The 13,186-nt window shown below is 50.9% G+C and carries 13 protein-coding genes; 4 read left to right on the top strand and 9 right to left on the bottom strand.

From position 1 onward, the window contains the following. Window positions 1-48 precede the first annotated feature (48 nt). The 4 genes from aroL to ydfZ form a co-directional block, all read right to left on the bottom strand. Window positions 49-588, bottom strand: a complete 540-nt coding sequence (gene aroL / locus SJI19_RS09435) for a shikimate kinase AroL (RefSeq protein WP_323478006.1) — start codon at window positions 586-588, stop codon at window positions 49-51. 702 nt (window positions 589-1,290) lie between these two features. Further along, complete coding sequence (locus tag SJI19_RS09430) at window positions 1,291-2,517, bottom strand: MFS transporter (RefSeq protein WP_416347526.1); 1,227 nt, start codon at window positions 2,515-2,517, stop codon at window positions 1,291-1,293. Window positions 2,518-2,882: 365 nt separating this feature from the next. Further along, window positions 2,883-3,590 carry an epoxyqueuosine reductase QueH gene (locus SJI19_RS09425; RefSeq protein WP_323478004.1) on the bottom strand — a complete coding sequence of 236 codons (708 nt, stop codon included), beginning with the start codon at window positions 3,588-3,590 and terminating at the stop codon, window positions 2,883-2,885. 177 nt (window positions 3,591-3,767) lie between these two features. After that, window positions 3,768-3,968 carry a putative selenium delivery protein YdfZ gene (gene ydfZ / locus SJI19_RS09420; RefSeq protein ID WP_323478003.1) on the bottom strand — a complete coding sequence of 67 codons (201 nt, stop codon included), beginning with the start codon at window positions 3,966-3,968 and terminating at the stop codon, window positions 3,768-3,770. 250 nt (window positions 3,969-4,218) lie between these two features. Here ydfZ and SJI19_RS09415 point away from each other — a divergent pair, with 250 nt between their 5' ends. Next, a complete protein-coding gene (locus SJI19_RS09415; protein WP_323478002.1) occupies window positions 4,219-5,010 on the top strand; it encodes a DUF2076 domain-containing protein in 792 nt (263 codons plus the stop codon). A gap of 73 nt (window positions 5,011-5,083) precedes the next feature. On the opposite strand, the gene SJI19_RS09410 is transcribed toward SJI19_RS09415, so the two are convergent. From SJI19_RS09410 to SJI19_RS09395, 4 genes are all read right to left on the bottom strand, one after another. Continuing rightward, window positions 5,084-5,389 carry a HigA family addiction module antitoxin gene (locus tag SJI19_RS09410; protein ID WP_323478001.1) on the bottom strand — a complete coding sequence of 102 codons (306 nt, stop codon included), beginning with the start codon at window positions 5,387-5,389 and terminating at the stop codon, window positions 5,084-5,086. A gap of 11 nt (window positions 5,390-5,400) precedes the next feature. Beyond that, window positions 5,401-5,697: a type II toxin-antitoxin system RelE/ParE family toxin gene (locus SJI19_RS09405; RefSeq protein ID WP_323478000.1), complete on the bottom strand. Its 297-nt coding sequence runs from the start codon at window positions 5,695-5,697 to the stop codon at window positions 5,401-5,403. A 210-nt stretch (window positions 5,698-5,907) separates the two neighbouring features. Next, a complete protein-coding gene (gene fusA / locus SJI19_RS09400) occupies window positions 5,908-8,010 on the bottom strand; it encodes an elongation factor G (RefSeq protein WP_323477999.1) in 2,103 nt (700 codons plus the stop codon). 261 nt (window positions 8,011-8,271) lie between these two features. After that, entirely contained in the window at window positions 8,272-8,970 is a 699-nt protein-coding gene (locus tag SJI19_RS09395; RefSeq protein ID WP_323477998.1) for an extensin family protein, read from the bottom strand. An 886-nt stretch (window positions 8,971-9,856) separates the two neighbouring features. Between SJI19_RS09395 and SJI19_RS09390 the strand changes: the two genes are divergently transcribed. From SJI19_RS09390 to azuC, 3 genes are all read left to right on the top strand, one after another. Further along, window positions 9,857-10,651, top strand: a complete 795-nt coding sequence (locus SJI19_RS09390; protein ID WP_323477997.1) for an SDR family NAD(P)-dependent oxidoreductase — start codon at window positions 9,857-9,859, stop codon at window positions 10,649-10,651. Window positions 10,652-10,965: 314 nt separating this feature from the next. After that, complete coding sequence (locus SJI19_RS09385) at window positions 10,966-11,367, top strand: acyl-CoA thioesterase (protein ID WP_323477996.1); 402 nt, start codon at window positions 10,966-10,968, stop codon at window positions 11,365-11,367. Window positions 11,368-11,556: 189 nt separating this feature from the next. Continuing rightward, window positions 11,557-11,640 (top strand): stress response protein AzuC, encoded by an 84-nt coding sequence (azuC, locus tag SJI19_RS24840; RefSeq protein ID WP_162367771.1) that lies wholly within the window; start codon window positions 11,557-11,559, stop codon window positions 11,638-11,640. A gap of 123 nt (window positions 11,641-11,763) precedes the next feature. Here azuC and SJI19_RS09380 read toward each other — a convergent pair whose 3' ends face one another. Beyond that, window positions 11,764-13,113 (bottom strand): alginate lyase family protein, encoded by a 1,350-nt coding sequence (locus SJI19_RS09380; RefSeq protein ID WP_416347528.1) that lies wholly within the window; start codon window positions 13,111-13,113, stop codon window positions 11,764-11,766. Window positions 13,114-13,186 lie beyond the last annotated feature (73 nt).

Genomic DNA, 13,186 nt, shown 5'->3' with positions numbered 1-13,186 from the left:
CTAGAGTGGGTTCATTAATCCAGTATAGCTTAAGCCACTGGATTGCACTCAGGGTCTTGAGCAACCCAATTGGCACTGCGGCTGCAACTGCCGGACTATCGCGGCAACGACCCCATCAGGCGACACGGCAGCGTCGAACACATGATGGGCAGCATCCTGGTACAACGTTTCCCGCGCTAACAGGACCTCGGCAATTTCCTCAACGATCGGCCGTCCGGTAAGACTCGGACGCTGATCGTCTTGCGGAAAGGCTTCAAGTCGCCGTGCCAATACATCGGCGTGCGCATGCAGATAAATTACCGTGCCGTGGCTTTGCATAAACTGGCGATTGGCTGCCGCCAAAACGATACCGCCGCCTGTCGCGATCACCTTGCATACACCGGTGACCCTTTTTAATACTTCGCTCTCTTTTGCCCTGAAACCCGCCCATCCTTCTCTCTCAACGATTTGTGCCACACTTTGGCCGGTAGAACGCAGCAACATTTCATCGGTATCGGTAAATTCATACCCCAGCGTCAGGGCCAATAGCTGGCCAACGGTGGTCTTGCCGCAACCCCTTGCGCCAACCATAAAAATGGGCTGTGTCATTAACTGCATATCCTTTTGTTTTTTTTGTATCAATTGTTATTCACTCTCTCCGCCAAGCGTCGACACCTGGGGATAACGGCCTTGTTCTATCGAGCTGCGCATCATATCACCGACTGCACGCAGGCACTAACCGGCGAGTTTGCTTTTGGAAAAAATGGTTGCATGCCTAAAGGAAATAACTGGGACGAGAATATAAATCATTAAATACCCTATTTTGATAAGGTTGTCCCTACTTAAATTCCGAATAATAGATCATGTTGCAAAAACGTCAGCACCGATTTTAGCGATTTGCTCACCCGCGGAATGTTTCGTACCACACACTGGACTGGATTCAATAACGATCATAGCAGTAATAGTCATAACTGGACGATAGCGGAGGCAAAAACCCTGCATAAAAAAACGCGTGATACCGTAGGTTCGTCGCCTTACTGGTGATTCATGGCGGTAAGAGGGTCAGTCACGTTGCCGGTCCACTTTTCTACTGCGCTCGCTCATCGCTGGCACGATAAGTGAAACGGTTCAGCTCATGACGTATTCATTGGCCAAACGATAGGCCAAACATCATATTCCAAGGGTTATAAGAAGATCATCAAGGGGATAGGACGGACAATGCGTCGCGAGGAAGAGACATCATAGGGGATGGCATGGGATGTTAATGCCCACTGGCGGCTAAACTGCCAGTGGGGGAGGTTCGAATTTGACTTAATTGTGAATAGCAGTCTGCAACTTCATTGCACTCTTTTCGCCAGGCTTACGCAGCGTTAATGATATTATTAACGACACGATCAGGAGAACCAGAATTAAATGGAAAGTGGCAAGAAATCCACCAAAGAGTGAAGCAACAATAGAACCGATAATACTACCAATACCAAAACCCAGATAAATCACACCGTAGTTTTTAGTCAGGTTATTCAACCCAAAGAAATCACTTACCAGTGAAGGGTACACCGTAATCGTGCCGCCAAAACTAAACGCAATGCAGGCAATCGACATAAAAAACAGCACCGGACTGAGGTGAGTGAATAACAATGATACCATACCAACCAGCGAGACGACCTGCGCCAGGGAGATCACACGAATACGCGACATTCTATCGGAGAGCACACCGAGTACCAGTCGGCCACCGAGGTTTGCCACCGCGATAATGGTTACCGCATTAGCCGCCGCTAGCGGGGACATATGGACCAGGCTTTCACCGATATCCTTCGCCACACCGATAACATACAGTCCGCTCATGCAGGCAGTTAAAAACATCATGGCCAGCAGCCAGTACTGCGGCATACGGATACATTCTGCCAATGAAAAGTCGCGAACCGCGCGGGTTTTTATGGTCTGTTGCGCCGGAGCATCCTTCATCAGCAGTCCGCCGGCGATCACCATGAGCATGGCTATCAATCCCCACAATTCAAAGGTCCGTTCCAGGCTGTAATGCGCCAACAATTGGCTATTGATATATTTAAACCCCAGACTCCCTAAACCATAGGCTCCAATCGCGCAGGCGGATATAACGCCCTTACGTTCTGGAAACCATTTTACACAGTTGGACAAGGTCATCAAATAACCAATGCCATCAGCAAACCCGACTAGCAGCCCAGCACAGACCCAAAGCATCACCAAGTTACTGGCATACGCCGTCAGGCAAAATCCTATCCCTAACAGCAGGCCTGCGCCGAGGGTCACGTTACGTACGCCAAACCGGTCCTGAAATTTACCGGCCACCGATGATGCCACCGCCAGCGCCAGGCTTAGCAGCCCAAAGGCGAAAGCAACCTGGCTGACGGGCTGGTGCAGTTTATCTGCCAATGGGCTATTGAATAGACTCCAGGTATAAACCGACCCCAAAGCGAATTGCGTCACGATGGTGCCAAACAACGTCAGCCACCGCATACGATTATGACTTTGCGTTTTCATGTGTTGCCTCGCGTTCATTAGTTTTTAAAAGCCGATACCCAGCGTTCGGGTTTGATGGCTTTACTATATGGGAAGGGCAACATGAGCAGATCAAATAAGGAATGAAATACCGCTAATCAGGAATGAACTGCCCGTCAGCGGGTATGAAATAACAGATTAATCCTGCGGATGAATACGCAACGGGGATAAAAAAATGAACAGGTTAACTAATATAAACATATATTAAACATTATCGTTTATGTCCGCAATTTAATTAACACATTTAACCCTATATTAATCTGGCAGCAGTAACCATTATAGAAAAGTATTGTTGCTGAAAAGTATTGTTGCCACGCATGCCATGACCCCGGTTCGTCAACCCATTGCAGCCGATTCAGATGGTGTCAAAGGTCCACCGAGGCGGGTTCGTCACTACCACCCGTATTTTGATTCGGTTGCGGCTCGTCGCCATAAAAGGTCGTACCGATACGGATAATATCCCGTCCTTGTCCCCGTCGATGTTTATTCGTGTCGCGCAGTGAATAAATGCACCCACAATACTCCTGTTGATAAAAACGCTCCCGTTTGCTGATGTCAATCATGCGCGCGGACCCGCCCTGCTTGCGCCAGTTATAGTCCCAATAGGTCATGCCGGGATAATGGCCTGCTGCGCGCTGACCGCAGTTGTTGATCTGATCCTTATTTTTCCAGCGTGAAATGCCCAAGCAGCTGGATATCACACTAAACCCATGTTCATAGGCATAAAGCGCGGTACGCTCAAAACGCATATCAAAACACATGGTGCAGCGAATGCCTCGCTCAGGCTCGCTCTCCATACCTTTCGCCCGGGCAAACCAGTTATCGCTGTCATAATCCGCATCCACGAACGGCACCTGGTGTTTAGCGGCAAAACGGATATTTTCATCCTTGCGAATCAGGTATTCGCGTTGCGGATGAATATTGGGATTATAGAAAAAAAGGGTGTAATCGATACCGGACGCACTCAAGGCTTCCATCACTTCACCGGAACATGGGGCGCAGCATGAGTGCAATAGCAGCCTATCGGCGCGCTGGGGCAGTACCAGAACCGTTCGTTGAGGGTCTTTTGTCATGGGCATTCTCCCGCAGGCTGTGAATAAAAGCAGTTGCCGGAAAAGATAGCATAAAAAAAACCGCGACTGTCCAGGCAGCCTAAACGAACCGGATAAAAAGAGGTAATAATTAAAAAAGAGTTGTTATACATTGAAAAGCCGCATTACGCGGCTTTAATCACACATTAAGCGGGCACGTCACGCCAGACGGATCAACTCGTAAGGAACAAAGCGTTCTGAGCGGTCCTTTACCTGGACACAATGTGCACGTTCAGCCTTCACGGCCGGTAGTCCCTGGGTATCAATGGCTTGGGCCACAGACACCTCTCCGGTAGCGGCAATCATCACTTTCTGACCGGGGATAATGGCATTGCGATTCCTGTCATAAACCTGAATCATTTTTTCCTCCAACCTTGATTAAACACTGGTTAAAAGTATAACCCCCATCATTACAAATAGAGTTGTGTTATATCAAAAAAGGTTTAATAGACATTGTGTAACCCTAACAGTGTAAATTGGTAACAATTTACTAAAAACCTTTACGCCTGCCATCTTTCGCATAGGTCATTAACGGGCTAAATTTATGCTCATCAGATTGAGCAAATAACCGCATCCGCTGCGCAGATATACACGTTTAAGGGTCAAGATTATGCAATCAGAAGAACAACGTCTTATTGAGGGTCTGTTTCAGCGTCTGAAGCAAACGGAACAGCAGGCCGGACCGCGTGATACCGGGGCTGATCGTCAAATCCAGGAATTTATCCAACTGCAACCCGCCGCGCCTTATTATATGGCACAATCAATTCTTATTCAGGAAGCGGCGCTAAAGAACCTGCATCAGCAGGTTCAGCAGTTGGAAGCACACGTCACTGCACTCAAAAACGCATCGGCGCCCAGCGGTGGTTTTTTGAGTAACCTCTTCGGCGGCGGCGCTTCCAGAACCAGCCGACCGCAGGAAGCGCCGATGTGGAATAATCAGCCGCAGCACCCCTCCGCCGGTGGATATGGCGCCCCGCAGACCCCGCCGCCGGGATACAACGGTTACGCCCAGGGTTATGGGCAGCCACCGGTTCAGGCCCCGGCGCGCGGCAGTGGTTTTATGGCCGGCGCGTTGCAAACAGCCGCTGGCGTGGCGGGAGGCATGGTGCTGGGCAATATGCTAACCGGCATGTTTCACAATAGTCGACCGGAAGAAATTGTGAACGTGATCCAGCAACCGCTGGATGCCGCCACGGATCCGCTGACCCATCAGGATTTTTCCAGTGACAATCTGGACACCTTCAACGATGTATCGGACAGTCGCTTTCTCGGTAATAACGGCATGGGTATAACGGACCGTGATGTGGGGACCGACGACAACTTCGCCGATACCCGCTTTGGCGCCGATAACGATTTCGGCACCAACGATGACTTCAACGACGACGACGACAGCTTTGTGTGACGGCTCCCCGCCGTAAACGGCGAGGTTTCTCACTTCTAGGCCGCAACCGTCTGTGCGACGGATTTACGCTGCATCAGCCAGCAGACAGGATTGTATTAATCGGCTGATAGCGTCGGGTGGCCATCAGCTGATGTGATTCCCAACGATCGTGTGCCGCCTGAAGGTTTAACCAGAAATCATCGTCCATTTCAAACAATGCCGCCAGCCTGGTCGCTTCTTCAACGCTCAAGCGGCGGGTACGGTTCACAATCTGGCCGATCACTTTGCGAGATAATCCCATCGCATCGGCCAATTGCTGCTGAGTGATATTAGACGGTTTCAAAAACTCTTCATGGAGCATTTCACCCACAGTGGTCGGTTCCGCCGTAATAGTGTCCATCTCACCTCCGGTTAATATTTGTATGGGTCCAGATAAACATCAAATGCCGCGCCATCATGCCAGTGAAAAACTAATCGCCATTGAATGTTGACCCTGATGCTAGACCAACCCGCCAAACTACCATACAGACGTTCGTAATGGTTACTGCGGGGTTGGAACAATGAACGCTCCGAACTTGCCGCCGCCAGCATGCTGAGCTTGCGTCGCAGTTGATTCTCTATACTAGCGGGTAGCTCCCCGCTGCGTTGGTTACGTTGGTAAAATCGGCACAGCGCCCCTGTTTCACCTTCTTTAAAGCTTCCTATCATAGGCGCACCTGGCCAAATCCTTTGCGCTAAATGATATCCGGAAAAAACTCTCCATGCCACCATTATGGCACAACGTGCACCCAAAAAAGAACACGTATATCATTAGCACATTAAGCGGTCTTTGTGGTCACGAATAAAAAGTCCCGGCCGCAGGGCCGGGACTTTTTGACATAGCGCGCCGTTGCAGGGGGCTGAGTCCCCTGCTGCGGGTTATTTACCGCCGCGGTTTTTTATCACCTGGTCGGCAATGGCTTTGGGCGCTTCGGAGTAGTGTTTAAATTCCATGGTATAGGTCGCACGTCCTTGCGACATAGAACGCAGGGTAGTGGAATAACCGAACATTTCCGCTAATGGCACCTCAGCGCGAATCAGCTTGCTACCCAGAATATCCTCCATGCCCTGTACCATGCCGCGGCGTGAAGAGAGATCACCCATCACGTTACCCATGAAATCTTCCGGCGTTTCGACTTCCACTGCCATCATCGGTTCCAGCAGAATCGGCTGCGCCTGACGCATACCATCTTTAAACGCCATCGACGCCGCCATGCGAAACGCATTTTCATTGGAGTCGACTTCATGGTAGGACCCGAAAAACAGCGTGGCCTTAATATCCACGACCGGATAACCACCAAGCACGCCGGCGGTCAGGGTATCCTGAATACCCTTGTCAATGGACGAAATATATTCGCGCGGCACCACACCGCCTTTGATGGCATCAACAAACTCGTAGCCCTTACCGGCCGGTTGTGGTTCGAGCTTCAATACCACGTGACCATACTGTCCTCGACCACCGGTCTGCTTGACGAACTTTCCTTCCACTTCGTCAACCGTCTTTTTAATGGTTTCCCGGTAGGCAACTTGCGGTTTGCCCACCGACACCTCTACGCCAAATTCACGCCGCATGCGTTCCATCAAAATTTCTAGATGCAGCTCGCCCATGCCGGAAATAATGGTCTGGCCCGAATCATCATCGGTTTTAACCCTAAAAGAAGGATCTTCTTGCATCAACCGACTCAGCGCGATGCCCATTTTTTCCTGATCGACCTTGGTCTTAGGTTCGATGGCTTGCGAAATCACCGGATCCGGGAAGACCATGCGTTCCAGGATGATGGGATGTTCGGGATCGCAAAGCGTATCGCCGGTAGTGACATCTTTCATACCCACGGTGGCGGCAATATCACCCGCATGAACTTCTTTAATGTCTTTGCGTTCGTTGGCATGCATCTGCAACAAGCGTCCCAGACGTTCTTTTTTACCCTTAACCGGGTTGTAAACCGAATCACCGGTGGAGATCACCCCGGAATAAACACGGAAAAAGATCAACTGACCGACAAACGGGTCGGTCATGATCTTAAACGCCAGCGCGGAGAAGGGTTCGGTATCGCTAGGGTGGCGTTCGGACTCATTATCATCTTCATCATGACCGGCGATGGCCGGCACGTCGATAGGCGACGGCAGATAATCTACCACGGCGTCAAGCAACGCCTGCACCCCTTTATTTTTAAAGGCGCTGCCGCAGAGCATCGGTACGATCTCATTGGCGATGGTCCGTTTACGCAGCGCGCCCTTAATTTCATCCTCAGTAAGGGATTCGCCGTTAAGGTATTTAGTCAAGAGCTCTTCGCTGGCCTCAGCCGCCGCTTCCACCATATGGTTGCGCCATTCCTGCGCCGATGCCAACAGCTCGGCGGGAATCTCCTCATAGCTAAAGCTCACCCCCTTAGTGGCGTCATCCCAAAGGATAATTTTCATCTTGACCAGATCGACCACGCCCAGAAATCCCTCTTCAGCACCCACCGGGATCTGCACGGGTACGGCTACGCCTTTCAGGCGTTGGGCGATTTGTGTTTGCACGCGAAAGAAGTCCGCACCGGTGCGATCCATTTTATTAATAAACGCGATACGCGGGACCTTATATTTATTGGCTTGGCGCCAAACCGTTTCCGACTGGGGTTGTACGCCACCCACCGAGTCATAAACCATCACGGCACCATCAAGCACCCGCATTGACCGTTCCACCTCAATGGTAAAATCAACATGTCCCGGGGTATCGATAATATTAATATGATGTTCCGGATAGTTCCCGGCCATCCCTTTCCAAAAGGTGGTTGTCGCTGCAGAGGTAATGGTAATCCCACGCTCCTGTTCTTGTTCCATCCAGTCCATGGTGGCTGCGCCATCATGCACTTCGCCAATTTTATGGCTAACGCCGGTATAAAACAGGATACGTTCAGTGGTGGTGGTCTTGCCGGCATCAATATGTGCACTAATGCCGATGTTGCGATATCGCTCAATGGGAGTTTTACGGACCATACTATTACCTTAATGCCTTACAGGACAAAACCTGCTGTGAAACACTCCCCCGACGGCCAATGGCACCGGGGCCTATGTAATAAAAGTCTTATTAATGTAATCCCAGACGAGCCGGCGAAATGTCTTTCGATAATGCCGGGGCGCCCCGTCAGAATGCTCCTTTTACCTAGCGTCTACAACGCTCCACCATCGCTTTATTCACCATGGGACGCCCTGGATCACATCCTGGCCGATTAGCCGATCGGCCAGGCACCCTTCACCTTAACGACAGAGGTTAAATCCGCGCATACCCAAATGAAAATGGTTGGCGTGGGCGTCGTTGTAGTCCGGCCCAAGCGCGTTACCGAAAAAACCACAACTGCCGGCCAACACACCGTGGAGATACTGACCTGCCGCATCCTGCTGCGGCCATTGAGGCAATATGGCAATTCGACGTCCGTCCGCCAGCGTAAAAGCGGCAACATCCAGCGCATCGGCGCTGGCATGTTCGCTAAGACGTCCCTGGGCTCGGTTGTATATATTACGACAGGCATAACTGCCTAGATGATCAATCCGGGCTAAGGGCGATCCGAGTTCTTTAACCGCCAGCGGCGCGGCAATTTGACCAACAAACATGGCGCTGCGTAGCGCCAGCGGACAGCTAGCCAGGAAACTAGAGCTGAGTCTCACTTGCCCAAAGCGGCGAACTCGGACCGCGGACACCAGTGGGCAGTCGCCGATCGTGTCGTTAACCAGGCTATATGAGATATACCCTGCCGTATCGGCTCGTTGCAGGGCCAACAGGCAGGCGGAAGGATCGGCAGCAAGCGCGTTAAGTTTAAATCGGGTGACAACGGTAGGTGGATCGGTTACCTCCAGCGGCGCCATGGGATGGTAGCCAGGAGGCAAGAGAGGCAGCAGCCGTGGCACGACTACCCACAGCACCAAAACTGCAATCAACAGTAAGGCTAACGCGCGCACCCTACTCCTTATGCCATACAGACAGAATTATCAGGAACCACGGTAAGGGTTTGGCAAACCCGACCGTTAACGACATCTGGCATAAGTATAGACGGTATAACTCAGCTCGCATGACCAAATCGACTCAGTATAGGAACCCTATTTGCCGATCATCTGATATTACCAACCACCACCAGGACATTTTCCCGGCCATTCTTCCAACCGGTTGTACAAGTATTGAATTGTGTTGGCTATGATGGCACAGAATGTGATACGCAGTTTTGCAAAATTGTTCTCGTGCAAAATGCGCTCTTTGTTTTGCTGTGAAGTTCTTGCCCGCTCCTCTGTGCGGGCTTTTTTAGTCCACCAGGGCCATGCTTACGGGGCAAAAAACCGGCCCCGTGACGTTATTGCGAGCAAATGTTGGACAACCCGTTATCGGGCCAAAAAAACTGTCAGTTTTGTTGTTTACGGCTTAGTCATTTAGGTTCATACTTGCGTCGGTTTCATGTAGCAATGAGCTAGACTTTACGCCTCGAACTTCGTGTTCGGGGCATCCTAATTGCCCCATATTGCACCTTCCGTCACGTCAATATATCGTTGCACAATCTTAATCATTTCACGTTTCATACATTGGTTAGCCTGTACAGGTCGACTGGCTTGTTTCAACCCTTATTCCGTTCATAACTTCAGCTTACGCAGCTCATGCGAAACGGCCTCTCATCGGGCAAAAACCCATTATTCTCCAGACACGCGTTGGATCGAAATACCGTCGTCAAAACACCTGTAGTTTAAAACAGTGTGGATCTCGCCTATAACTAGAGTAGCGCGTTATACGGGACACCAACCCATTAACATGCCTATATAATAAACGCAGAGTCTATTCACTCACATGCAGGAGCATCTTATGCACATCGACCTCTCCAATAAAACCGCCCTGGTTACCGCATCCACCAGCGGTATTGGCTACGCTATCGCCATCGGGCTGGCGCATGCCGGCGCGTCCGTGGTGATCAATGGCCGCAGCCAGACTTCGGTGGATAACGCGCTGGATCGCATTAAGCTCGAACAGCCCTTGGCTAGTGTGCAGGGTATCGTGGCGGATCTGTCCGACGCGGCTGGGGTCGCGCGTATCACCAGCGTGGTGGCCAAAACCGACATTCTGGTCAATAACGCCGGCATTTATGGCCCCAAACCTTTTTTTGAAATTGAGGATCAAGAGTGGGAGCGTTTTTTCCAAACCAATGTCATGTCTGGCATACGGCTGTCGCGCTTTTATTTGCAAGGTATGCTTGACCGCGATTGGGGCCGTATCGTTTTTATTTCCTCCGAGTCAGCACTCAATATCCCGCCAGATATGATTCACTACGGCATGACAAAAACGGCACAGCTCGCCGTGGCCGGTGGTTTGGCCAGGCTGGCTGCCGGCAGTCAGGTGACGGTCAACTCCGTCTTGCCCGGTCCGACGCTTTCCGACGGCGTCAGGGCGATGCTGAAGGATTCCGCCCAACACGCGGGAGTCAGTATCGAACAAGCGGGTACGGATTTTGTTCGTCAGCAGCGCAGCACCTCAATTCTTCAACGTTTGGCTACACCCGAAGAAGTGGCTAATCTGGTAGTTTATACCTGTTCGAGACAGGCATCGGCGACTACCGGCGCCGCGCTACGAGTGGACGGTGGTGTAGTAAATAGCATAGTTTGACCCGATTTTGGTTATCAACCGCCTGCACTTGACCGGCAGGCGGATATTGGCGTTTTTCTGCAGCAAACACAGAGTCATTCACCCTTTTTTATCACAATGCCTTCCTTTAACCACGCAAAAATGACGTTCTTGGCGACATTAAGCGCGCTGGCCTCATGCTGGGGAAAAATGATCCCTGTTCAACGGCAAGCAAAGAGGGCGCCGAAATGATATTCGTTGCGGGGACAAAAATTTGTTGATTCCACTGTGAGTCACGCAGTGGATAAGGCATAATCAGCTCAGAATTTTTGTTAATGGAATGTAAAGGTATTGCTATGCAAAATGCATTACAGGCAGAAATAGAGCTAAAAAAAACGCGTGCCATCACCACCGTCGCCAAAGTTGTCTTTCCCACCACGATTAATCATCACTCTACGCTATTCGGCGGCACCGCCTTGGCTTGGATGGATGAAGTTTCATTTATTACCGCTACCCGATTTTGCCACAAGCGGCTGGTCACAGTATCGACGGAAAAAATCAGTTTTACCCGCCCTATCCCTTCCGGCACCATCATTGAACTGGTGGGAACCGTGGCCCGGGTTGGCACAACCAGTATCACCGTGGATGTGTCTATTTTTTTGGAAAATATGTACGCCGAAGGTCGGGAAGAAGTCGTACATGGCAGCTTTAATTTCGTTGCGGTGGATGATAAGGACAAAGCCATACCGCTGTTTTAATGTTGACAATATGCAACGTTAAATTCCGTTCCCGGCCCATCAAAGCCGTAGCGCTTTTGCCCTCCTGGTAAAAACATGCTCTTTATTATGTGATCCACATCACATATCATTGCATTTTTGTGATGAAGGTCATACTATTGATACATCAAGAGTCAATAGTACACAGGGTAACCTGATGAGGGGAAGCGTATGAAATTCCGTAAATTTCTGAAAAAAATTCTGCTATCTTATGTTAATACTGTTAAAGACGTGCCGCCAGGTGCCATGTATTAAGATCGGATAGTGAGAAAGCTGCCGCTTGGCAGCTTTTTTTTTGTCTGAATCGGCCGATTATCATCAAGCCATAATCCGTAGACATCAGCAAATACGGCAGCCATGAAGGCTGTTTTTTTCCCCTCAATCCGGCAGAGAATGCTTGCGTGCGCTAGGTTGTGGAGCAACATATCCAGTCGCAAAGGAGGGCAATGTCAGTAACCAGGTTTCCCGTTCGGCTTCCAACACCGCACCGTGCGTAGCATCTTCGTGATAATCACCCGAGGTCGTCTTCACCGTGGGCGGCAGTGTGAACGTAGCCCTGCGGATCTGCTGTTGGTAGCGTTTTTCACCGGTGGCATTATCTGCCCATGACAGCAACGGCACCGGACGCACGCGGATCTGATCGAGGGTTTTGTACGGCCACGGCACATTATCGTCAGTAAAATTCGCCATGAAACTCAGCGACTTCAGCACGCTGCCGCCCTGTGGTGTCTGGTAATGCCAGAGATCGATGCCGTTTTTTTGTGCCAGCACCGCCATCATGCTAATCGCCTGCAAATTGAAATAGCTGTAGTGAAATGAGCGGGTGCGCGCCAGCTCCGCAGGCTGAGTACCGTCAGGTTGGAGCTGTACATCCAGTTTTTTTTCCATCAGCGTCGCCATATGGCGGATCACCGCGTTATCGCCGAGATACCACGCAATGCCTGCAACCTGCGTGAGGTACCAGTTCCCGTGATTATTCTTGGTACGGCCTTCTTTTTTGGCGAGGTTACTGGTCAGTAGCCAGTGCAGATAATCCTTCAACCACGTCTGCATTTGCTGTTCGTCGTTGTCTTGCCATGCTGGATTTCCCTGTAGCAACACCAGAGAATCAACAATTCGGGTCGAAAAATAACGGCCATCCAACACGCCGGCGTTACGCCCTGGCGCGATTCCCGGTACACCCTGCGCGAAATTCAGGTTTGGATTCATCCGGGTTTGTGGCGTAATAAACCAGGTACGCAACAGGCCCGCAGCCTTATTGGCATATTTCTGTTCACCGGAAAAATACCAGGCCAGCGCCAGGTTCTGCACCCGCGCCGTGAAGTCCGCCAGCCGCACTCCATCGCTTTGATCGTTTTTGCTCGCAGGATTCACCTGCCCGTCTTTACGGATCCACGGTAGCCCAGCGGTTTTGCGCTCGTCCGGCCACCAATAAGCACTCAAGCTGAGGTAATCATGTTTCGAACCGCTGGGGGGCATCATACCTTTGTCGGTGATACTGAGATTCGGTTTTTTCAGTGCGGCATCCGCGGCCATCAGTAAATGACGGTATGCCTCAGCGGTGGGTGGCGCGGCGCGATGATGGCGCAATTGCTGTCGCACCACCGCCATTTGCGCAATATTCAAAAATGCCGGTTCCGCCGCCTCAAGCGTGCCGAAGCAACTGAACATCAGCATGATAACTAGTGCGACCCTGGCTACAGCAAATTTGCAGCACTGCAATGACATCATATTGTCTTCCGATGCAGCCGTTAGTGCTTTAGTCATACATCGACCAAGGCCGAAAAATACTGCTCTCGCT

Source organism: Acerihabitans sp. TG2, assembly GCF_035013185.1.
GTDB lineage: Bacteria > Pseudomonadota > Gammaproteobacteria > Enterobacterales > Enterobacteriaceae > Acerihabitans.
Note: the sequence above shows the minus strand (reverse complement) of the source record. Positions and strands in the feature narration are given on the sequence as shown.